This is a genomic window from Cytobacillus sp. OWB-43 (assembly GCF_034651445.1).
Lineage (GTDB): Bacteria > Bacillota > Bacilli > Bacillales > Cytobacillaceae > Cytobacillus > Cytobacillus kochii.
This window is the reverse complement of sequence record NZ_JAYEFF010000006.1, coordinates 122,808-144,987: the sequence shown is the minus strand read 5'-3', so window position 1 is coordinate 144,987 and position 22,180 is coordinate 122,808. Positions and strand designations below refer to the sequence as shown.

The 22,180-nt window shown below is 36.9% G+C and carries 23 protein-coding genes and 1 other annotated feature; of the genes, 13 read left to right on the top strand and 10 right to left on the bottom strand.

Annotated features, from left to right (window positions below; genetic code table 11):
* Positions 1–39: 39 nt before the first annotated feature.
* A complete protein-coding gene (locus U9M49_RS18785; protein ID WP_322910371.1) occupies positions 40–1,224 on the top strand; it encodes an MFS transporter in 1,185 nt (394 codons plus the stop codon).
* 48 nt (positions 1,225–1,272) lie between these two features.
* Here U9M49_RS18785 and U9M49_RS18780 read toward each other — a convergent pair whose 3' ends face one another.
* The gene (locus U9M49_RS18780; protein WP_191809793.1) at positions 1,273–1,626 is read right to left on the bottom strand and encodes a hypothetical protein; all 354 of its coding nucleotides are present in this window, start codon (positions 1,624–1,626) and stop codon (positions 1,273–1,275) included.
* Between the two features lie 185 nt (positions 1,627–1,811).
* Positions 1,812–2,042, top strand: a binding site (T-box leader).
* A gap of 57 nt (positions 2,043–2,099) precedes the next feature.
* Here U9M49_RS18780 and leuS point away from each other — a divergent pair.
* Complete coding sequence (gene leuS, locus U9M49_RS18775; RefSeq protein WP_095372176.1) at positions 2,100–4,514, top strand: leucine--tRNA ligase; 2,415 nt, start codon at positions 2,100–2,102, stop codon at positions 4,512–4,514.
* Between the two features lie 125 nt (positions 4,515–4,639).
* Entirely contained in the window at positions 4,640–4,945 is a 306-nt protein-coding gene (locus U9M49_RS18770; RefSeq protein ID WP_095372177.1) for a rhodanese-like domain-containing protein, read from the top strand.
* A gap of 159 nt (positions 4,946–5,104) precedes the next feature.
* Here U9M49_RS18770 and U9M49_RS18765 read toward each other — a convergent pair whose 3' ends face one another.
* Positions 5,105–5,266 (bottom strand): hypothetical protein, encoded by a 162-nt coding sequence (locus tag U9M49_RS18765; protein WP_322910370.1) that lies wholly within the window; start codon positions 5,264–5,266, stop codon positions 5,105–5,107.
* 105 nt (positions 5,267–5,371) lie between these two features.
* Between U9M49_RS18765 and U9M49_RS18760 the strand changes: the two genes are divergently transcribed.
* The 4 genes from U9M49_RS18760 (at position 5,372) to U9M49_RS18745 (ending at position 8,094) form a co-directional block, all read left to right on the top strand.
* On the top strand, positions 5,372–5,809 hold the full coding sequence (locus U9M49_RS18760) for a hypothetical protein (protein ID WP_307316674.1): 438 nt from the start codon (positions 5,372–5,374) through the stop codon (positions 5,807–5,809).
* Positions 5,810–5,896: 87 nt separating this feature from the next.
* The gene (locus tag U9M49_RS18755; RefSeq protein WP_307316675.1) at positions 5,897–6,613 is read left to right on the top strand and encodes an ABC transporter ATP-binding protein; all 717 of its coding nucleotides are present in this window, start codon (positions 5,897–5,899) and stop codon (positions 6,611–6,613) included.
* Positions 6,613–7,347: an ABC transporter permease gene (locus U9M49_RS18750; protein WP_233435207.1), complete on the top strand. Its 735-nt coding sequence runs from the start codon at positions 6,613–6,615 to the stop codon at positions 7,345–7,347. The genes U9M49_RS18755 and U9M49_RS18750 overlap by 1 nt, the downstream gene beginning before the upstream one ends.
* 9 nt (positions 7,348–7,356) lie before the next feature.
* Positions 7,357–8,094, top strand: a complete 738-nt coding sequence (locus U9M49_RS18745; protein ID WP_322910369.1) for a MerR family transcriptional regulator — start codon at positions 7,357–7,359, stop codon at positions 8,092–8,094.
* Here U9M49_RS18745 and U9M49_RS18740 read toward each other — a convergent pair.
* Positions 8,091–8,447 (bottom strand): hypothetical protein, encoded by a 357-nt coding sequence (locus U9M49_RS18740; RefSeq protein ID WP_322910368.1) that lies wholly within the window; start codon positions 8,445–8,447, stop codon positions 8,091–8,093. The two genes, U9M49_RS18745 and U9M49_RS18740, sit on opposite strands and share 4 nt — an antisense overlap.
* A gap of 88 nt (positions 8,448–8,535) precedes the next feature.
* Between U9M49_RS18740 and U9M49_RS18735 the strand changes: the two genes are divergently transcribed.
* Complete coding sequence (locus U9M49_RS18735; protein ID WP_322910367.1) at positions 8,536–8,718, top strand: sporulation protein Cse60; 183 nt, start codon at positions 8,536–8,538, stop codon at positions 8,716–8,718.
* A gap of 13 nt (positions 8,719–8,731) precedes the next feature.
* On the opposite strand, the gene U9M49_RS18730 is transcribed toward U9M49_RS18735, so the two are convergent.
* Positions 8,732–10,012 carry an NAD(P)/FAD-dependent oxidoreductase gene (locus U9M49_RS18730; protein ID WP_322910392.1) on the bottom strand — a complete coding sequence of 427 codons (1,281 nt, stop codon included), beginning with the start codon at positions 10,010–10,012 and terminating at the stop codon, positions 8,732–8,734.
* Positions 10,013–10,254: 242 nt separating this feature from the next.
* On the opposite strand from U9M49_RS18730, the gene U9M49_RS18725 reads away from it, so the two are divergent.
* Positions 10,255–11,871 carry a putative polysaccharide biosynthesis protein gene (locus U9M49_RS18725; RefSeq protein ID WP_095372185.1) on the top strand — a complete coding sequence of 539 codons (1,617 nt, stop codon included), beginning with the start codon at positions 10,255–10,257 and terminating at the stop codon, positions 11,869–11,871.
* A gap of 150 nt (positions 11,872–12,021) precedes the next feature.
* Here U9M49_RS18725 and U9M49_RS18720 read toward each other — a convergent pair whose 3' ends face one another.
* The 4 genes from U9M49_RS18720 to U9M49_RS18705 form a co-directional block, all read right to left on the bottom strand.
* Positions 12,022–12,297 (bottom strand): hypothetical protein, encoded by a 276-nt coding sequence (locus U9M49_RS18720; RefSeq protein ID WP_307316683.1) that lies wholly within the window; start codon positions 12,295–12,297, stop codon positions 12,022–12,024.
* Between the two features lie 81 nt (positions 12,298–12,378).
* Entirely contained in the window at positions 12,379–13,674 is a 1,296-nt protein-coding gene (locus U9M49_RS18715) for a CitMHS family transporter (protein WP_095372187.1), read from the bottom strand.
* A 46-nt stretch (positions 13,675–13,720) separates the two neighbouring features.
* On the bottom strand, positions 13,721–14,929 hold the full coding sequence (locus tag U9M49_RS18710) for a CaiB/BaiF CoA transferase family protein (protein ID WP_095372188.1): 1,209 nt from the start codon (positions 14,927–14,929) through the stop codon (positions 13,721–13,723).
* A 21-nt stretch (positions 14,930–14,950) separates the two neighbouring features.
* The gene (locus U9M49_RS18705; protein ID WP_322910366.1) at positions 14,951–15,595 is read right to left on the bottom strand and encodes a GntR family transcriptional regulator; all 645 of its coding nucleotides are present in this window, start codon (positions 15,593–15,595) and stop codon (positions 14,951–14,953) included.
* 229 nt (positions 15,596–15,824) lie between these two features.
* On the opposite strand from U9M49_RS18705, the gene U9M49_RS18700 reads away from it, so the two are divergent.
* Positions 15,825–17,615, top strand: a complete 1,791-nt coding sequence (locus tag U9M49_RS18700; RefSeq protein WP_095372190.1) for a cation:proton antiporter — start codon at positions 15,825–15,827, stop codon at positions 17,613–17,615.
* Positions 17,616–17,990: 375 nt separating this feature from the next.
* Here the strand turns inward: U9M49_RS18700 and U9M49_RS18695 are convergent, their stop codons facing one another.
* A complete protein-coding gene (locus U9M49_RS18695) occupies positions 17,991–18,188 on the bottom strand; it encodes a hypothetical protein (protein WP_322910365.1) in 198 nt (65 codons plus the stop codon).
* Positions 18,189–18,284: 96 nt separating this feature from the next.
* Here U9M49_RS18695 and U9M49_RS18690 point away from each other — a divergent pair, with 96 nt between their 5' ends.
* Positions 18,285–19,013 carry a pseudouridine synthase gene (locus U9M49_RS18690; protein WP_095372192.1) on the top strand — a complete coding sequence of 243 codons (729 nt, stop codon included), beginning with the start codon at positions 18,285–18,287 and terminating at the stop codon, positions 19,011–19,013.
* A gap of 70 nt (positions 19,014–19,083) precedes the next feature.
* On the opposite strand, the gene U9M49_RS18685 is transcribed toward U9M49_RS18690, so the two are convergent.
* The gene (locus U9M49_RS18685) at positions 19,084–19,305 is read right to left on the bottom strand and encodes a DeoR family transcriptional regulator (protein ID WP_095372193.1); all 222 of its coding nucleotides are present in this window, start codon (positions 19,303–19,305) and stop codon (positions 19,084–19,086) included.
* Between the two features lie 408 nt (positions 19,306–19,713).
* On the opposite strand from U9M49_RS18685, the gene U9M49_RS18680 reads away from it, so the two are divergent.
* On the top strand, positions 19,714–20,670 hold the full coding sequence (locus U9M49_RS18680; RefSeq protein ID WP_095372194.1) for an ABC transporter ATP-binding protein: 957 nt from the start codon (positions 19,714–19,716) through the stop codon (positions 20,668–20,670).
* Positions 20,663–22,177 (top strand): osmoprotectant update ABC transporter permease/substrate-binding subunit OpuFB, encoded by a 1,515-nt coding sequence (gene opuFB / locus U9M49_RS18675; protein WP_322910364.1) that lies wholly within the window; start codon positions 20,663–20,665, stop codon positions 22,175–22,177. Before U9M49_RS18680 ends, opuFB begins: the two co-directional genes overlap by 8 nt.
* Positions 22,178–22,180: the final 3 nt, after the last annotated feature.

The window sequence follows — 22,180 nt, the reverse complement described above, 5'->3', positions numbered from 1 at the left end:
ATGGAATGAAATGAATAGAATTTGAAAGGGGTATGGATGATGCCTCGAGCTTTGTGGTTATTAGTAATTGGAATGGCTGTTAATGTAACAGGTTCCTCTTTTTTATGGCCTTTAAACACCATTTATATGCATGAAGTATTAGGAAAGTCTTTATCGATTGCCGGCATTGTTTTAATGATCAATTCAGCAGCAACAGTCATAGGCAATCTAGTTGGTGGTGTGCTGTTTGATAAATTAGGTGGCTATCGTTCGATCTTATTAGGCATAGTCATTTCGTTATCTTCACTCATTATTATGGTCTTTAAACACGGATGGCCGGAATACATTGTATTATTGACGATTTTAGGTTTTGGCTCAGGGATCGTGTTTCCTTCTATGTATGCATTGGCAGGAAGTGTATGGAAAGAGGGCGGCAGAAAAGCGTTTAATGCGATGTATGTAGCGACAAATCTAGGTGTAGCATTAGGTGCAGCAATGGCAGGGTATATAGCTTCATTTTCTTTCAATTATATCTTTATCGCTAATTGTCTAATGTATATCTTGTTTTTCTTGATAGCTATTACTAGCTATCGAAAAATGGAAGTAAAGTCTGTTAGTCAACCAAATGAAATAAAAACAGCACAAAAATTTCGCGGTAATCCTAAATTAAACGCTTTATTCGTTTTATTAATCGGTTATCTATTATGTTGTATTGGCTATGTGCAATGGCAATCGACTATCTCAGCATATACTCAACAAATTGGGATTTCTTTAAAACAATACAGTATGCTATGGACAATAAATGGCGCCATGATTGTACTTGCGCAACCATTAATTAGTCTTCTAGTTAAAAGAATAAAATCATTAAAAGTACAAATTATTATTGGTATTTTTATTTTTGCTATTTCTTTTGCTGTTGTAGGAAATGCAGTTGCCTTTTCCGGCTTTGTCACAGCAATGATTATTTTAACCATTGGGGAAATGCTCGTATGGCCAGCGGTACCTACAATTGCTAATGACTTAGCACCTAAAGGTAAAGAAGGGTTCTATCAAGGGATTGTTAACAGTGTCTCTACAGGAGGAAGAATGATTGGGCCATTACTTGGGGGCGTACTCGTGGATGTATACGGTGTGAAGATGCTTTTCGGTATATTAATGGCATTACTGCTCATCTCCGTATATACAACAGTTGTTTATGATAAGAAGCTTAAAAAGAAAAAAGTTTTGCCAGCTATACCTTCATAAAAAGCGAGCCCCGTAGATAAAAAATCCAGGGGCTCTCTACTTAACCATTCAGATAATATCCTGGTAATGATGTGATTGAACTTCATCTAGAAAAATGACTTTATGAAAGAAACTTTTCAAGATCAACCAACGAGCGGGATAGGCCTCGATAAAACTTTCAATGACTTTTTCGGAGTAGAGTATCAGGCAATCTAACTTCGGTTTGGTTTGTTTTAAATCATAATATAAGGCATGTGGAATGGTGTAGTAATCATGTAATTGATAAGGATTTAATTTAATGGTTTTCATTTGGTTATTTTCAATGAACGTCTGGATGGATTGCTTCTGAACTTCAAGGCTTTCATCTAGCGTTTTATAATCATTCATAATCCACTTTTCATTAATAAAAGCGATACCTTTCATAATATGAAATCACCTTTCCTTATTTTTTACTATAGTTATGGGCAAAATAAGGAAGAGTAATACATGGATTAAAAAATTGACACGTTTTCATTTTTCTTGAATAGCTTATACTTATCTATAGTAACTTGTGAAAGCCTACTTGCATCAACCATTGAAATTGATTACAATGTCAATATGAATATTTTATAACTGCAATGATGAGGAATAGTAATGCTAGGAAGCCTGATATTAGAGAGCTAGCGGTTGGTGTAAGCTAGTCAGCTCCTTTCATGAACTCACCTACTGAGCAGCAAGTGTGAAAATGACAGTAATGCTTGCCGTACTCCGCGTTAAGGATGAATGAAGTGAACAGTTAACCGTAAACTGTTAATGTGGGTGGTACCGCGGGAGATATACATAATCCTCTCGTCCCTTTTTGAGGGATGAGGGGTTTTTTTATACTTAAAAACGTAGCATTTTTAGGAGGAAAGAAGATGAGCTTTAATCATCAGCAAATTGAAGGTAAGTGGCAACACTATTGGGAAGAACAAAAAACATTTAAAACGGGTGAAGAAAAAGGGAAGAGAAAGTTCTATGCGTTAGATATGTTTCCTTATCCGTCTGGTGTAGGTTTACACGTAGGACACCCTGAAGGATATACAGCAACAGATATTCTTGCCCGTATGAAAAGAATGCAAGGGTATAATGTTCTTCACCCAATGGGATGGGATGCATTTGGTTTACCTGCTGAACAATATGCCCTTGATACAGGGAATGACCCAGCTGAATTTACCGAGAAAAACATTAATACATTCCGCCGTCAAATTAAATCATTAGGATTTTCTTATGACTGGGATCGTGAAATTAACACAACAGATCCGGAATATTATAAATGGACGCAATGGATTTTCTTAAAGCTTTATGAAAAAGGTCTTGCTTATATCGATGAAGTAGCAGTGAACTGGTGTCCTGCACTTGGAACTGTGCTAGCTAATGAAGAGGTAATTGATGGGAAAAGTGAACGTGGAGGCCATCCTGTTGAAAGAAGACCGATGCGCCAATGGATGTTAAAAATAACAGCTTATGCTGACCGTTTACTAGAAGATCTTGATTTACTTGATTGGCCAGAAAGCTTGAAGGATATGCAGCGCAACTGGATTGGTCGTTCTGAAGGTGCTGAAGTGACTTTCCATATCGAAGGTGACAAAGGTACGTTTGAAGTGTTTACGACACGCCCAGACACATTATTTGGTGCGACATATGCTGTCCTTGCCCCAGAGCATAAACTAGTTGATGTAATTACAACAGAAGAGCAACGTAATGCAGTTGAGACTTATATTGAAAAAGTTAAAACAAAGAGTGATTTAGAAAGAACAGATTTAGCCAAAGAAAAAACAGGTGTATTCACAGGTGCTTATGCAATTAACCCTGCTAACGGTGAAAAAATGCCTATCTGGATTGCTGATTATGTGCTTGCTTCATATGGTACAGGTGCCATTATGGCTGTTCCAGCTCATGACGAGCGTGATTATGATTTCGCGAAAGAATTTAACTTGACTATTAAAGAAGTCGTAGCTGGTGGAGATATTTCTAAAGAAGCTTATGCGGGTGAAGGAGAACATATTAATTCTGATTTCTTAAATGGCTTAGGTAAAGAAGAAGCAATTACAAAAATGATCGCTTGGCTAGAAGAGAAAGAGATTGGGACGAAAAAAGTGACGTATCGCTTACGTGATTGGTTATTTAGTCGTCAAAGATATTGGGGTGAACCGATTCCTGTTATTCATTGGGAAGATGGTACAATGACGGGAGTTCCTTACGAAGAGTTACCGTTAATTTTACCAACAACAACGGAGATTAAGCCATCTGGTACAGGTGAATCACCGTTAGCTAATATTGAAGAGTGGGTTAATGTTATTGACCCTGAAACAGGTAAAAAAGGTCGCCGTGAAACCAACACGATGCCACAATGGGCAGGTAGCTGCTGGTACTATTTACGTTATATTGATCCGAAAAACAGTGAGGCATTAGCTGATGCCGAAAAATTAAAAGAGTGGTTACCGGTTGATATTTATATTGGTGGCGCTGAACATGCGGTTCTTCACTTATTATATGCTCGTTTCTGGCATAAAGTATTATACGATATAGGTGTAGTTGATACGAAAGAACCATTCCAAAAATTATTTAACCAAGGCATGATTCTTGGGGAAAATAATGAAAAAATGAGTAAGTCAAAAGGAAATGTTGTTAATCCTGATGCCGTTGTAGAAAGCCATGGAGCGGATACGCTTCGTTTATATGAAATGTTTATGGGACCACTTGATGCCTCAATTGCTTGGTCTACAAATGGATTAGATGGCTCTAGACGATTCTTAGACCGTATTTGGCGTTTAATTGCTGAAGAAGATCATACATTAAGCAACAAAGTGCAGGATGTAGAAGTGTCTCAACTGGAAAAAGTGTATCATCAGACAGTCAAAAAAGTAACAGAGGACTTTGAAGGTTTGCGCTTCAATACAGCAATTTCACAAATGATGGTTTTCGTCAATGAAGCCTACAAAGCTGATATTCTTCCAAAGGCTTATGCAGAAGGGTTCGTAAAAATGTTGGCTCCAATTGCTCCACATATTGCTGAAGAACTATGGGAGATACTTGGTCACACAGGAACCATTTCTTATGAAGCTTGGCCAGCATATGACGAAGCGAAAATGACAGATGATGAAGTGGAGATCGTTATCCAAATCAATGGTAAAGTGAAGGCTAAATTAATGGTACCCGTTGATGCACAAAAGGATGTGCTAGAACAAATTGCCATGGAAGATGATAAAATCAAAGAACAAATTGATGGCAAAACAGTAAGAAAAGTAATTGCTGTTCCTGGGAAGCTAGTGAATATTGTCGCTAATTAAGATTATTTAGGAAAAGAGGTAGCTTAATGAAAAGAGCTACCCTTTCCCTATGAGACTGTAATATTCGCATTTCGATCAACACTTCTTTAGAATAAAGATAATGATAATGGAAAGGGTGGTTGATGATGACTGAAATGAAAGAAATCACAACAGAAGAATTACTGAAAAAGATAGAAGCTGGAGAACAACTTGAACTTGTAGATGTAAGGGAAGATGACGAAGTAGCTCAAGGAATTATTCCTGGTGCGAAGCATATTAGAATGGGCACAATTCCTGAAAACCTAGATAAGTTTGATAAAGACAAAGAGTATATTATGATTTGCCGTTCAGGGAATCGTAGTGGACAAGTTTGTCGTTTTATGCAAGAACAAGGCTATCAAGTGACCAATATGGTCGGGGGTATGCTTGAGTGGGAAGGCGAAACAAAATAATTGGTACTTATGAAGAAGGCCTCTTTTTAGGAGGTCTTCTTTTTTTCGTTATCGTATAACCATTAGTATGTAAGAATCACGAGTTGTTTACATAACTTTCAGTTTGCTTTTACAATATGCCAAATTTGTCATGAAATGTGTTGATCAATTGAATATTATCTAACACGGTGGGTTTCTCAGAGTTGTGTCAAATGAAATGATACGATGGCCACTTAACACACTGCCAAGAGAGGAGAAAATTTCCTTTCTTTCACCAAGAGGTGGAAGAGCGATTATCGCTTCCTTGCTTACGCTTGTGCCACCATAAATTGCGTATTGCATATTTACACCACCTGTTAACAATTTACTCTATTATAGGTATAATATTATAAAAATTCAATTTATTTACTTCAGACGATCGTTCAAATAGATGCGAAAGGAGAAAGAATGAGTAAAAAAATCATTCCTTTTTTATCGGTAATTGTTCTATTATTTTTGTCCATGGGTGTATATCAATTTTATCTTTCTCAGAAAAAGCTGGGGTTTAATGAGGTCGTACTGATATCGGAGGAAAATCTACAGTCCATCATTATAGCTACTAGTGAAACAACAGAAACTGTATCTTTAAATAAGGACGATCATGATAAGCAACTAAAAGAAATTCGCTCACTTTTGGCAGATATTGAATTAAAAAGATATCATCGCACAGCATCTAAAGAACTGTATAGAATTGGTTTTGTAACGAAAACAGCTGGAAAAAGTGTTAGCGTATATGATGAAGCAATCGCCATTCACTACAAAAACAAAAAACCTACTTTTTATAGAGTCCTAGATAAAGAACCACTCACACAAATCATCGATATCCTATTATCAGAAAATAAATAAAAAAGTTTTAAAAACCCTCCAATATACCACCACCCTTCATTTCTTTTGCTATGATGTGAATCTATTCTTAGAAAAGGGAGTGAGTTGATGGTTCTGAAGGTAAAAGAATTGTCCGTTAGTTATGGAGAGAAAACGGTAGTTGATAAGATTAGTTTCTCCCTTCAAAAAGGAGAGGTACTCGGAATACTAGGAGAAAATGGCGCAGGAAAGACATCGTTGATAGAAGCTGTGCTAGGAATTAGGCCTGCTGTTTATAAGGAAGTCGCTATATTAGGACAATCTCCAATTCATAATAGAAAGCAAGTTTTTGAGAAAGTGGGTGTGCAATTTCAGGAATCGCATTTTCCAGATAAAATGACCGTTTCTGAAGCATGTCAGCAATGGAGTGTGTTATACAAGGCAACCGCGCCATATCAATTTTTATTGACCAAATTTGGCCTACAAGATAAGGAGAAATCATTAGTTAAATCATTGTCAGGCGGTGAAAAGCAAAGATTAGCGGTGTTATTAGCATTGTTACCCAACCCAGAATTAGTCTTTCTAGACGAATTGACTACGGGTTTAGATACGAAAGCAAGAAAAAAATTGTGGCAAACGCTAAGAAATTATAAGCGTGAGGGATTATCTATTATCCTTACCTCTCACTATATGGATGAAGTTGAAGCACTTTGCGACCGCATTATGATTTTAAAGGGCGGACATATCATATGCGAAGGAACGATAGCAGAAGTGATCAATTATTCAGGACAAGCTTCGTTGGAAGCTGCCTATTTAACTTTAACAGATGAAGAGGGGGAAGGATGATGACATTCTATACTTTAACAAAAATAGAAGCGAAACTCGTTTGGAGAGGTTTAGATATACTGATCTTCGGTATCATTTTTCCAATCATTGTTGCCTTATTATTTGGTTATATTATGAATAATGAACTGTTTACCCAAGGAAATACTATGTTCCTCCATTCTTATCCGGCAGTTGTAACTATTAGTATATTAGCTACAGGTGTAATGGGACTGCCCCTTACCATTGCTGATTACCGTCATCGCCATATTTTAAAAAGGTTTCAGGTGACCCCAGCTTCGCCTTTAACTTTGCTTTGTGCGCAGGCATTGGTTCAGTTTATTGCCTCTATGTTGTCTTTCCTAGGGGTGACTGCGGTATATCTTTTTGTTTTCAATTATGAAATGGCTGGTTCCTTTGGTTTGTTTCTTTGTAGTTATTTATTTGTTTTAATGGCTATGTATAGCATTGGCATACTCATCGGGAGTATTGTTCCAGATCAAAAAGCAGCGAATTTATGGGGGTCGTTAGCCTATTTCGGCATGCTTCTTTTTTCAGGTGCTACTATACCTTTTGAGATTTTTCCACAAATTTTACAGAATGTCTTTGCATTCCTTCCTTTATCACAAGGTATTCAGTTGCTTAAGGAAGTAAGTTTAGGCGGAGTTCTAAGCGACATGATTTTTCCAATAGTGACAATGATGGCTTGTGTATTCATTAGTGGATTCCTTTCGATTAAATATTTTAGATGGAAGTAGTGAGATATCTTGGTTTATTCAACTAAAGAAATCGCTGATAGTATGGGCGTTCATCCTAATACTGTGAGAGTTTACGAGGAATGGGGATATCTTTCCCCTGCTCCTCGTGCTGATAATGGATACAGACAATATGATGACATACATCTTTTTCAATTAAAAATAGCGAGGTTCGCTTTTCGGTGTGAAATCATTCAAGGCAGTATTCGTAAAAGTGCAAGAGAGATTGTGCTCCTTAGTGGTCAGAAGCAATTTCTGAAAGCGTACGAGCAGGCTGAAAAGCATTTACTGCATTTAAACAAGGAATATGAAAGAGCGGTTGAAGCAGCTGAGATTGCAGAGAGTTGGTTATATTCACCTAAGGAAATACAAAGTGAAGGATTGTCCAGACAACAAGTAGCTGAAAAAATTCAACTTCATCCAGAGCTAATAAGAAATTGGGAAAGAAACGGACTAATTACTATTCCTCGTAATGAAAAGGGGTATCGTGTTTTTACAGAAAAGGAAATTAATATGCTAAAGGTGATTCGAGTATTAAGGATGGCTCATTATTCTTATGCATCTATTTTACGCCTAGTCCAACAAGCAAAAATGGCTCATCCAATTCATGTCAGAAAGGTATTGAACATATCAGAAAATCAGGAGGATATTGTATATGTTACTGATCGCTTATTAATATCTTTAAAAGAAGCAATCGCAGATACAAAAAAGATTCTTACCATGTTAAGAGAAAAAAATGACGGAGATTAATCAATTTTTTCTACGTCTACGATATTTATTCTTCCAGGATAAGACTCTAAAATGCTTGTATACCAAATGCGAACTTGATCCCCTGAATCGAATGAGTGGTAATCAAGCAAAAATGTCGGTCCATTCGGTATATAGTCAGGTTGATAGGTCGTGTTAGATGATGCCTCTTCATTTATCTGGACAGTGGGCCGTTTTTCTTCGTCGATAAAGTAAATCATGCCTTTTTCTTTTATCAAAATGGCGTCGATAAAACCAGCACCATTGTATTTAGTAATTGAATTACTGATATCTCCAATTACCCACAAGCCATAAAGACAAATGGTAGTTAAAAGTATTCGTTTAACGACGCTCATTTCATCACCTCCTACCTATGTATATATTATGAATTTTCTGTTAATAATAAATAAAAATACTTATTCCCATGAAGGGAGTTTTCATCAAATGATCAAGGTAAAGTTATTCGACCAAGAGCATGAAAAAGATTTAGAGGTTGCGATGAACCGTTTTTTAGAAAAGGTGGAAGAACAAAAGCTTGTTGATATTAAGTATAATATTGCTGCGATGCAAGAAGAGGGTGAAGAGCAAATTTACTGTTTTTCGGCGATGGTCATTTATAGAGCGTAACTACTTTTACTTATCAAGTAGTTACGCTTTTACATAGAGCCGCATTACTGCCAGCTAAACGTCCAGTTACAAGGGCTGAGGTAATATTGTAGCCACCGGTATAGCCATGAATATCAAGAATTTCTCCGCAGAAATATAAACCAGTCATTTTTTTTGACGCCATTGTTTGTGGTTCAATTTCTTTAACAGAAACGCCGCCACCAGTTACAAAGGCCTTTTCTAATGGTAATGTCCCATCGATTTCAACACGGAAATCATGTAGACGGCTAACGAATAAACGTAGCAGTTCATTCGTGATACTCACTGCTTGTGCCGTCGGATCAATACCCACTTCTTCTAAATGGAAGAGAAGATATCTCTCTGGAACGATCCCTTTTAGCAAGTTTTTGATACTCTTTTTTGGCTCTGATTTTTTTAGTGATATGATCTCTTGGAAGGTTTTCTCGCCATTTTGCCCAGGTAAGGCATTGATGCGTACGTTTACCTTTTTTAGCTTCCATTTTTTCATGGCTTTGACAACGAATTGACTACATCTTAAAATCGCAGGACCACTCAGCCCGAAATGGGTGAATATCATATCCATTTGATGTGTAATCAACGGCTTGTCTTTAGGGTTCAATACACTTACTTCTACATCGCGTAAAGAGAGTCCTTGTAGCGCTTTGTTCTTAATAAATAATTCACTTGACGTTAACGGGACTTCTGTAGGGAATAAGTCTGTAATCGTATGTCCAGCTTTCTCTGCCCAACCATAGCCATCTCCTGTAGATCCTGTATGAGGAACAGATTTGCCTCCCACTGCTAGCACAACTGCTTTTGCATGAAACTGTTCACCGGAATGTAATTGGACTGTATGGCTTTTCTCCGGTTGGAATTGAATATCAGCAACAGGACTATTTGTTTTTATCGTTACTTTCAATTCGTCTAGTCGCATAAGTAGTGCATCGACAACGGATTGTGCTTTATTACTTACTGGGAACATTCTACCGTGGTCTTCTTCTTTCAAAGCAATGCCTAGGTCCTCGAAAAAACGGATGATATCTTCATTACTAAAAATAGAAAAGGCGCTATGTAGAAAGCGACCGTTACCAGGAATATGTTTAATGATTTCATCGATTGGCAGCCGATTAGTCACGTTACAACGACCACCACCTGAAATCGCCAGTTTTCTACCTAATTTATTGCCTTTATCAATAAGTAATACTTTTGCTTTATTCTCTGCAGCACCAATGGCAGCCATTAGTCCAGATGGTCCACCGCCAATGACAATGACATCATATTGTGTTTGTTTCATTTTCTTCACCAACTTTTTCCCTTTCAATGAAAATAGCATACCTTTGCTATTATAAAGCAAAAGATAAAACATCTAAACATCTTCTTAAAAAATCATCAAGAATGAAAAGGGTCTTCTGAGATAAAAATATGTCTATTATTGTCGTAACATATGGTAGAATGAGAAGTTGTATAGTTTAATTTTGCGAATGATAGAAAACACCACGCTTTTGGTAGCGCTTGGACAATAGAGGAAGGGATTATATGTCGTCTAAGCTTTTACGAGGAACATTTATTTTAACTCTTGGTACATTCATATCTAAGTTTCTTGGATTATTTTATGTGATTCCATTTTATCAAATCGTTGGAAACGAAGGAACAATCCTTTATAACTATTCTTATGTACCATACACAATCTTTATCAGTGTGGCGACTGCGGGTGTACCGCTTGCCGTCTCAAAGTTTATTTCAAAGTATAACGCATTAGAGGAGTATGCAGTTGGTAGGAAGCTATTCAAATCCGGTTTAATTATTATGCTTTGTAGCGGAATTGTCTGTTTCTTAATCATGTATATGGGAGCGCCTACTCTAGCAAAGATTTTTGTGGACCCAGAAGATGTAGCAATGCTACAAGATATTGTCTCCGTTATTCGAGCGGTCAGCTTTGCCTTAATCATTATTCCGTTTATGAGCTTAATTCGCGGATTCTTCCAAGGTCATCAATCCATGGGACCTTCAGCCGTATCTCAGGTCGTTGAACAAATTGTACGAATTGCCTTTCTACTTGCTGGGGCATTTGTCGTCCTTTATGTAATGGATGGCGATTTAGTTACAGCAGTCAGTGTAGCTACTTTTGCAGCCTTCATAGGTGGTATCGGTAGTTTAGCTGTTTTGTTTATTTATTGGTACAAAAGAAAGCCTTATTTAGATCAATTATTAGCTAAAGATAAAGGTACAATGGATATCTCTCTTACAGATATGTATAAAGAAATCATTCTTTATTCGATTCCGTTTGTCCTTGTCGCATTGGTTAATCCGTTATTCCAAATGATTGATTTATCAACGTTTAATAAAGCGATGCAATCGATAGGATACTCTGGTAAAGAAGCAGGAGAAGCCCTTTCCGTATTGAACTATCAAACGCATAAATTAGTGATGATTCCTGTTACGTTAGCAACAGCATTTTCATTAACACTTGTGCCAACGATTACGAATTCCTTTATGAAAAATGATCGCTTGACGATGAATCGTCAGTTGAATCAAACGTTTCAAGTGATCTTGTTTTTAATTTTACCGGCAGTTGTTGGTCTTGCATTACTGGCAGAACCAGTATACACATTGTTCTATGAGCATAGTGAGTTAGGTACCGCTGTACTTCGAGCTTATGCCCCAGTGGCGATGTTATTTGCCCTTTATGCAGTGACAGCTGCTATTCTACAAGGGATCAATGAGCAGCGCTTTACCATTCTTAGTTTATTAGTAGGAATTTTAGTTAAGCTTGCATTAAATATACCCCTGATTAAGTGGTTAGAAACAGAGGGAGCAGTTCTAGCAACAGCACTTGGTTATGCTGTGGCGATCTTGATTAACTTAATTGTCATTAAAATATTCTCAGGCTATCAATTTAGATTAGTATTCAGACGCAGTTTATTAATTGTCATTCTTACGTTGGTTATGACGGTCATTACTTGGCTATTGTATCAAATGCTAATGATTTTCTTAGATCCAACATCCGGATGGCATGCGATAATGATTGTTTTTATTTGTGGAGGAGTAGGTGCAAGTGTATACTTCTATCTTGCAAATAGGATTCGTCTATTGCCCTTATTATTCGGAGACAGAATCGAGCGGATTTTAATTAAATTGAAGTTGAAGAAATAGTAATTTTTTTAGGCACCCGGCGTATGTATACTGGGTGCCATTGTGTTTGTTAATGTAGCCTTTTGACAAAAAGATAAGCGAATAGGGGTATAATTGTCGCAGACTTTGAGTAGGTCCAATCAATATATCCTTAGCTTTTAACGGCTTCAGTTAACAGATAGTAACTTCACTTGTAATGATTTTACCGCTTTGGTGGTTCATATGTTCAACCCCGCTTTCACAATTCTCTGGATTCTCCCATTTGATTATATATTTATTCCCTTTCTGTTCAATTGAAACGATAGTTACATTCCCAATTGTTCTTGTGTTTTTTTCAATAACGATGGACTTGGCTTGTTGTTCGGAAATTTTAGGTTCTGGTGCTGCTGAACAGCTACTTAAGAAGAGTAGTAATAGAAATAGCAGTAGACGAGATGTTTTTTTCATCAAGTTCATTCCCCTTTTTATGAGTAGACGGAATGATGAGATGGAAGTTTCATAGAAGTTGGGAAATACTGAAAATCTTTACTAAAAGGAAATGGCACCCGTAAGTACGGCAATAATCGTCATCACAATCGTGGTCCCAAACGCCCACTTAAATAGGAACTTCTGATGCTCACCAAAGTCTACACCAGATAGCCCGATGAGAATAAAGGTCGCAGGAACTAAAGGAGACAGAGGGAAGCCTGTTGTTGAATGACCGAGTAATGCTGCTCTACCTATTTCCACTGGGTCGATGCCAAAGTTGGCTGCTGTTTCACTTATAATTGGTAAAATGCCAAAGTAATAAGCATCAGGTGGGAAAACAAATACTAACGGTAAACTCGTTATCGCAACGAGGACAGGGAGGTAAGGGCCAAGGCCTTCAGGTATGACAGAAACAATGGAAACAGCCATCGCGTCCATCATTTGCGTTCCATTTAGGACACCTAAGAATATCCCTGCAGCAAAGATTAATGTACTGATTAATACAAAGTTATTTGCATGACTTAAAATTTGCTCTTGTTGCGCTTTCGGATCCCGGAAGTTGACAAAAAGTGCGATAGAAAAAGCAATGGCAAATAAAATTTGTAATGGCAATACGTCCATAATAAGCATGATCATTAATGCGATTGTCAAAAGTAAATTAAACCAGAATAATGTGGGGGACGTTTTTTTCTGTTCTATTGTACTCGATTGTTCTGTGAAACTCTCAGTGTATATTTGAATGACACCGATTCTTTCTCTTTCCTTTTTACCTAGAATATAAGCAGAGAAAAATGTCCAGACTAGTCCGCCGATCATCGCTGGGATGAGAGGGATAAATAAATCACTCATTTCCACATTTAAACTAGCAGCGGCTCTAACTAAAGGACCTCCCCAAGGTATCATATTCATTACCCCTGCAGCTAAGGCAACAACACATGACAAAATAAGGCGGTTCATGCCTAACTTCTTATAAAGAGGTAGCATCGCTGATATGGTAATCATGAAAGTTGATGAGCCATCCCCGTCTAAACCAACAATCATTGTAATAAGAGCTGTAGCTATCACTATTTTTAATGGATCCCCTTTGACATACTTTAAAATACGTGAAATCATTGGGTCAAATAGCCCTACATCAATCATTAATCCAAAATATAGAATCGCAAAAACAATCATTATCGCTGTAGGGGTTACTTGGATAATCCCATCCATCATCAGTTGGCCCATTTCGTTGCTGAATCCTCCGATAATGGCAAAAGCAACTGCAACAAAGACAAAAGCAACAACAGGTGAAAGTTTTTTAGTCAGAACTAAAAGAAGAAAAGATATCATCATGCAGAAGCCTAATAGAGATAGCACGTTTACATTCACTCCTTTTTTATTTATAAGTTGATGTGTTTTACTTCTATATAATCCCTTTTTCTCTTAATTTTGCGATTTGTTCTTTTGTGAGCGATAATTCTGACATTAAAACATCTTCTGTATGCGACCCTAAGTTTGGACCGGCCCACTTAATCTCACCAGGTGTTTTACTCATTTTCGGTACGATTCCTGGCATTTTCAAAGTTCCGATTCCATCAATAGGTACTTCTTGTATCATATTTCTGTTTTGATAATGTGGATCATTTACAATATCTTCAATTGAATAAATCGACCCAGCTGGTACACCAGCCTCATCTAAGAGCTCTTTGACTACAAGTAGTGGGTGCTGACTCGTCCAAGCTTCAATCAGCTGATCTAAATACTTTGCATGTTTAGAGCGACCGATATTATTTTCAAAGCGAGAATCTTTTGAAAGTTCTTCTCTGCCAATGGTTTTCATTAACCTTTTGAAAATCGTATCTCCATTCGCACCAATGACGATATATTTGCCATCCGAACAAAGGTATGTATTGGAAGGAGTAATACCTGGTAGTGTGCTACCCGTACGCTCTCTGATTACCCCATTTCTTCCGTATTCAGGTAGGATGCTTTCCATTAAACTAAACACTGATTCATAAAGGGCGACATCAATGACTTGTCCTTCTTTTGAATGAGTTACGTCACGGTGATAAACCGCCATTAGTGCACCAATTACTGCATATAGAGCAGATAGGGAATCACCTATACTTATGCCTACCCTCACTGGAGGGAGGTCGGGATAGCCCGTTATAAAGCGAAGTCCACCCATTGCTTCTCCAATTGATCCAAACCCAGGTTTATCTTTGTAGGGTCCATCTTGTCCATAACCAGACACTCGTACCATAACCAATCGTGGATTAATTTTTTTTAATTCCTCATATCCAATACCCCATTTCTCTAGGGTACCTGGACGAAAGTTCTCAATTAGAATATCAATTTCTTTTACTAATGCGCGGAGAACTTTTTGACCTTCCTCTTTTTTTAAATCCAGTGTAATTGATTTCTTATTCCTAGATTGCACATACCACCAAAGGCTAGTCTCATCTTCTATTACTCTCCAAGTTCTAAGAGGGTCTCCTTTTGTAGGAGGTTCAATTTTAATGACATCTGCACCGAATTCAGCTAATAATTTCGATGCGAAGGGTCCAGCGATTAACTGTCCCAGTTCAAGAACTTTTAAACCAGATAACGCTTTATTGGACATTTTTTTCACCTCTATGATTAATAAATAAATTTACTTATAGATTGCTTGTAAAGAGAGTAAATCTTGTTCAATATGATTGTACATTTCATTGGCTGCTTTTAAGCTATCTCGTTCTTTAAGTGCGGCTAGAATTTGAGCGTGTTCCTCGATACAACTCTCGTCTCGTATGCCGATTTTAATCCCACTATTTCTGAAATAGGTTACTTTATCACGAATGGTATTAGTTAATGAAACTAAATGATCATTTCCAGATGAGCTTAAGATGATTTCATGAAACTGTATACTAAGTCTTACGACATCCTCTTTCGCCTGAGATAACCATGCTTGTTTCGTTTGATCAATAATGCTTTCTAAAAGTTCTAAGTCGGAATTTTCAATATTTTTAGCAGATAATTTTGCTGCGAACGACTCCAATTGCTGTCTAATTTGATAAATTTGTATCATATCCGTAAGAGAAGGGCTAAATACTTTAAGGGTGTTTTCGTTTTGTACAACTAATTCTTCTTGGATGAGCATTTTTAATGCTTCACGTACTGGCCCTCGGCTAACGTTAAATTCTTCAGCGATTTTTACTTCTATTAATCTTTCCCCTCCAGGATAATATCCGTCTAATAATCTCTTTTTTAAATGCTGATACACTTGTACAGTTAATGTTTCTCTCATAATGGAAATCAAGTAAACCACTCCTTTCAACAAAAAAATGTAAGCGTATTCAATATGTACTTATCATAAGAATATAAATGTATACTGTCAACAGTAAATTTTCAGTATATTTAATATTTTCTAACTAAAGTATTCTTCCTACTTTTTATTGATAATGTGAATGAAAAACAAAATGAATTGTAATTACTAAAAAGGGAGAGAAGTGTATCCTTCGCGTATTTCGTTGAAAGAAGTGAATAAAATGGAATCATTTGGATTATTAGGAATTATTCTCGTTATTGCCTTAGGGGTCTTTTCTCAGTGGTTATCATGGAAAATTCAATGGCCTTCAATTGTGATTATGTCGATTGCTGGATTAGTAATCGGTCCAGCGCTCGGACTATTGAACCCAGAACAAGATCTAGGAAGTCTTTATAGCCCTATTATTTCTTTAGCTGTAGCTGTCATATTATTTGAAGGTAGTACAACGCTTGATATTCGTGAAGTTCGTAGTATTTCCAAATCTGTTTTTCGGGTAGTTACTGTTGGGGCTTTTCTTGCTTGGATACTTGGATCTTTGGCAGCTCACTATATCGCAGGCTTGAGTTTAGAGGTGGCTTTTATCATCGGTGGATTATTTATCGTTACAGGGCCAACTGTTATAATCCCTTTATTAAGGCAGTCCAAACTTAAACCACGAGTGAGTGCTTTATTAAAATGGGAAGGTATTATTGTCGACCCAGCAGGACCACTTCTAGCCTTATTTGCTTATGAGGTTATTAAAGTATTAGTAAGTGATACATTAGGCATGATGGAACTCGGAAAATTCTTGTTAGCTTCATTATTAGCGATAGTGATCGGTTACATATTTGCAAAGGTTTTGAGCTGGATGGCTAACAAAGGGTTGTTTCCAGAATACTTGAAATCCCCTATTACTTTATCTCTTGTGTTCATTTGTTTTGGCATAAGTGAAGTGATTATGCATGAAACAGGCATGCTTGCTGTGACAGTGATGGGACTTGTGCTAGCTAGAGAGAAGAAAAGAGTATCTGCCCTTGGGAATATTAGTCACTTCATTGAAAATGTCTCTGTAATCTTAACATCTACAATATTTATTCTATTAACAGCTTCTTTAACAAGAGAGACGATTGCAGAAGTGTTTAGTATCCAAATTATTGGCTTTGTAATCGTGATGTTATTTGTTGTTCGTCCACTATCGATTTGGATATCAACAATAGGGACAGAGCTAACCAACCGAGAGAAAACTTTAATTGGATGGATTGCCCCAAGAGGAATTGTGGCATTAACGGTCTCTGGTTATTTCGCAACTATATTAATGGATGATGGTTATCGAGAAGCAGGATTACTTACAACATTAACTTTTGCTCTCGTTTTTATTACGGTTTGTGCTCATGGTTTTACGTTAGCACCGCTGGCAAAAAAATTAAAATTAGCATCTGAATCAGAGCCAGGTGTACTGATTGTTGGAGCAAGTAGTTTTTCAATTGCTTTAGCATACAAGTTAAAAGAGTTGGGTAATCCTGTACTGATTAGTGACACATCAAGTGGCAAGTTAAAGCTTATCCGAAAAAAGGGGATTGAAACTTACTCGGGACAAATTCTAGATGAGCATAGTCAATTCGAAATCGACTTAACTCCTTACGAATTCATCCTGGTATTGTCTGATGACCCTAATTATAATGCCCTGGTTACACAGTCATTTCTTCCGGAGTTTGGCTATAATAAAACGTTTACCATTGCGACTGAGCGGATGGATGAGGAAAAGGATGGAGGGTTTCCCACAACTGTGAAAGCTCATATGCTTTTTGACGAAGAGCATGTGTTCACAGAGTTAAATAAGAAGATAAATACAACTTATTCGATAGAAAGTAAGCAAGCTAACGACAATTATGAAAAAATAGAGGAAGCACAAGTGGGCGGTTATCCTTTATGTGTTCGTAAAAAGGATGGATCGATTGCTTTTAAGACCTTAAAGGATTCACCTTCTGTTGATAAAGAAGACATTATCATTTATTTGGAGGAAGTAAAATAAGCATAAGATTGCATGATGAAACCATGCAGTCTTGTTTCATTTTCTATTGTTTTAATCACTTATTGAAGGACTTACATAGAATATTTAATAAAACTGAATGAAGAGGTGAGGAAAATGTTAGTTAACAGGAAAAAACACATGTCACATCACTATGGGCAACAGAAATTAGGTTCCCTTTGTCATTTAAATGAAAACAGACAAAAGCATGGAGATAACAAAGAAATAGAGAAAGGTCCTCTAACAAATAGTAAGAGTGTATGAGCCAGGATGTATGTGTAAGTTACATTATGTTAGGTAGATGATATACTAGGAGTAACTGACATAAAGAGGATATGTAGAAAGAGGAAAAACTTCCTCTTGGTCTTTCCTCCTTCCTTAATAAGGGCGAGGAGAGGGTGGCGGATGACTAATACCAATGCGTCGTTCCACTCTTTCTAATCTTCTTTCTAAACGATCGAATTGTTGCTCTAAGCGTTGTACTTGATTTTCTAAACGCTCTATTCTACGGTTGGTGTTGCTCGGCGGGAAGCCTGGAGTAGGGAAAAACGTTGGTTGTTGACGATAGTAATACATGTTTCTTGCACTCCTTTATCGATAAACTATGATGTTAGTCTATGTTGATAAGAGCAATATGTGCGTAGGAACGATGATATAAAAGGAGTAAGTAAGATGAGAATAGATAAAATGTTAGCAAACTTAGGTTATGGAAGTAGAAAAGAAGTAAAGCAATTATTAAAGCAAGGAGCAGTAAAGGTAAATGGGGCGCAGATTAAAGATGCTAAACAACATATTGATCCAAAACAGGACGAAGTGGGTATTCATGGGGAGATAATTGAGTATAAAGAATACATATATTTAATGATGAATAAGCCTAACGGGGTAATTTCTGCCACAGAAGATACGATGCATCAAACTGTCATTGATCTATTAGAGCTGGAAGATATCGTTTATTCTCCATTTCCTGTAGGTAGACTGGATAAGGATACAGAGGGACTATTACTAATAACGAATGATGGGAAGCTTAGTCATCAGTTATTGTCACCAAAAAAACATGTGCCAAAAACATATTATGCCATTATTAATGATAGAGTAACAGAGGCTGATATTCATTCCTTTGCTAAAGGTGTGAAGCTTGATGATGGTTATGAAACGAAGCCAGCAAAACTAGAAATATTAAAAAGTGAGACAAACTCTGAAATTTATTTAACGATTACAGAAGGGAAGTTTCATCAAGTCAAACGCATGTTTGAGGCAGTAAATAAAAAGGTGATTTATTTAAAAAGGCTTACAATGGGTCCGCTTCAACTTGATGATTCTCTTGCGTTAGGAGAATATCGAGAATTAACGGATGAAGAATTAGAAGAATTATTATCTTATGATCCAAGTAATGAAATGTAAGTACTAAAATATACTTTGTAACAAAAAAAGAAGCCTGAATAAGAGCTTCTTTTTTTCGCTTGTCATTTTCTTATGATGACATCTTCACTTTCTTTTGTGTAATAGTCCATTTTCCTCGGCTTGGACTTTTCACCAAGTCATTATAAGCTAAAACATTTAAATCTCGCTGTATCGTACGAGGAGTGATACCGAATTCCTCTACAAGCTCCTGAGTTGTTACAGTTCCGTTTTTCCGAATAAACATATAAACGGATTTGATACGGTTTAACATCCGGTTAGTCGAAGGTTTCAAAAAACCACTCCCTATCCAATTTATAAACCCATGGCAAGTGCCTGCAACCGACAGTTTCATTTAAGAAACATGTCCTTTCAGTTATATGTAGTCTTCTTTTTCCCGAGACAACTCCTTTTTTGGTTTAACAGAAGAAATAATCAAGATGTCATACTAATTATTAATATTGTAAACCTATTTTCAGATAATTTCTAGTCACTTGCATGATTTTACATTATTTTTCTCTTTTTCCTCCTAAATATACAAAAGCATCCTCCATTCTTTTTAACATCATATATATGGCTAAAGGAGCCTGTTTTATGTTCTAAATATTCAAAAAAAATAAAAGAAAAAACTTTTTTATTGGTTTAAAGAATGAAATGTTAGGGAAGTTATTATAGATTGAAATTATCTAGTTGGAGGAAACTCATGATTACATTTGCTGGTGTGTCTAAGGCTTTTGGAGAAAAAGAAGTCGTCACTTCTTTGGATTTCTCCATAGAAAAAGGCGAACTATTTGTATTAATAGGTCCAAGCGGCTGTGGTAAAACAACAACACTAAAGATGATTAACCGCTTAGAAGAAACAAGTGGTGGATCAATTACAATAAATGAAAGGAATATTAGTGATTATGCTCTTCATGATTTACGTTATGACATCGGCTATGTGTTGCAACAGATAGCTCTCTTTCCGCATATGACAGTAGAAGAGAATATAGCCATTGTACCAGAATTAAAAAAATGGAAAAAAAGCAAAATTCATCAACGTGTGACAGAATTATTAGACTTAGTGGGACTGGATGCAGGTACGTATCGGAACCGAAAGCCAGCTGAGCTATCTGGTGGTCAGCAACAAAGAGTAGGTGTCGCCCGTGCTTTAGCTGCCAATCCTGAAGTGATATTAATGGACGAACCATTTAGTGCGCTTGATCCGATTACGAGAGTGAAGCTACAAGATGATTTATTGTTAATGAAGAGAAATATAAATAAAACAATTGTCTTTGTGACACATGATATGAAAGAAGCGCTAAAGCTAGGTGATCGCATTGCTATTATGAATGAAGGAAAAATGGTCCAAATTGGTACACCAGAAGAGCTGAGGTATCAACCTGAAAGTCAATTTGTTGAAGAGTTCATCACTTCAACTGACCAAACAGTTGATCGATTTGCCATTAATCATGTGATGATTCCTTTTGATACGAGCGATGTATCAATCACTGAAACAGTAACGTCAAACATAAGTAAAGAGCAAGTGCTAGATCAACTGGTCACACATGAAAAAATAGCAGTGGAAGAAAATGGTGTTATCGTTGGGATGATTACAAGGGAGAGTGTCATTCAGTTTTTAGCCACTCAAGCGAAAGATGTGGGTGGAGAGTATGAATGAACTTATTAACGTTTTATCAGAGAGACAAGACCAATTGCTCAGTGCATTAATTGAGCATATGCAAATTTCGTTTATTAGTTTATTATTTGCCGTGATTATTGCAATCCCATTAGGGGTTATCTTAACGAGGAATGAAAAGGTAGCAGAACCCATTCTTGGCATTGCGGCAGTTATTCAAACAATCCCTTCTTTAGCCTTACTTGGCTTATTAATTCCCTTATTAGGTATTGGTAAGATCCCAGCTATTATTGCTTTAGTTGCCTATGCTCTTTTACCAATCTTACGAAATACATATACAGGAATTAAAGAAGTTGATCCAGCCTTAATAGAGGCGGCCAGTGCGATGGGAATGAAATCTGCACAACGGTTGATGAAAGTCGAACTCCCTCTAGCGATACCTGTCATTATGGCTGGAATCCGTACAGGTATGGTTCTAATTATAGGAACGGCAACTCTAGCAGCACTTATAGGTGCAGGAGGCCTAGGAGATATTATTTTACTAGGGATTGACCGCAATGATTCTACACTAATTGTGATTGGCGCTATTCCAGCGGCCCTTTTAGCTATTTTATTTGATTTTATTTTAAGAAGGTTCCAGAAATTATCATTTAAGAAAGCGATGGTCGGTGTCAGTATTGGAGCTATAATTGCCTTGTTTGTAACGGTGTCTCCTTATATCTTTCAACAAGAGAAAGACTTGAAGATTGCCGGAAAACTTGGATCAGAACCTGAGATTCTTATCAATATGTATAAATTATTGATTGAAGAAGAAACAGACTTAACGGTTGAGCTCCAGCCAGGACTGGGTAAGACTTCTTTTGTATTTAAAGCTTTAACTTCCGGTAGTATTGATATTTATCCTGAATTCACTGGTACAGTGATTGCTGAGTTTTTAAAGGAAGAAGCAGTAAGCACAGACCAAACAGCCGTCTATGAACAAGCGAAAGAAGGAATTCAAGAGGAATTCGATTTAGTTCTATTAGAACCAATGGAATATAATAATACCTATGCATTAGCTGTGCTTAATGAATTTGCCGAAGAACATGAACTTCAAACAATATCCGACTTAAAAGCAATTGAAAGCATGATGAAACCAGGATTTACACTCGAATTCTCTGATCGAGAAGATGGTTACATCGGTATTCAGGAGTTGTATGGCTTAAGTTTTTCTGAAGTGGTGACAATGGAGCCTAAATTAAGGTATACCGCTTTGGAAAATGGTGAAATCAATCTTGTTGATGCCTACTCAACTGATTCTGAGTTAGAAGAGTATGGACTAACTGTTCTAGAAGATGATCAATCACTATTTCCTCCTTATCAAGGTGCACCGTTATTGAGACAAGAAACAATTGAGAAATATCCGGAAATTGTTGATCCTCTCAATCAGTTGGCAGGGGAGATAACAGACGATGAGATGCGAAAAATGAATTATGCAGTAAATGTTGATGGGATAAGTGCCAAAGAAGTAGCAGAAGAATATTTAAAAGAGAAAGGTCTTATCCAGTAGCGA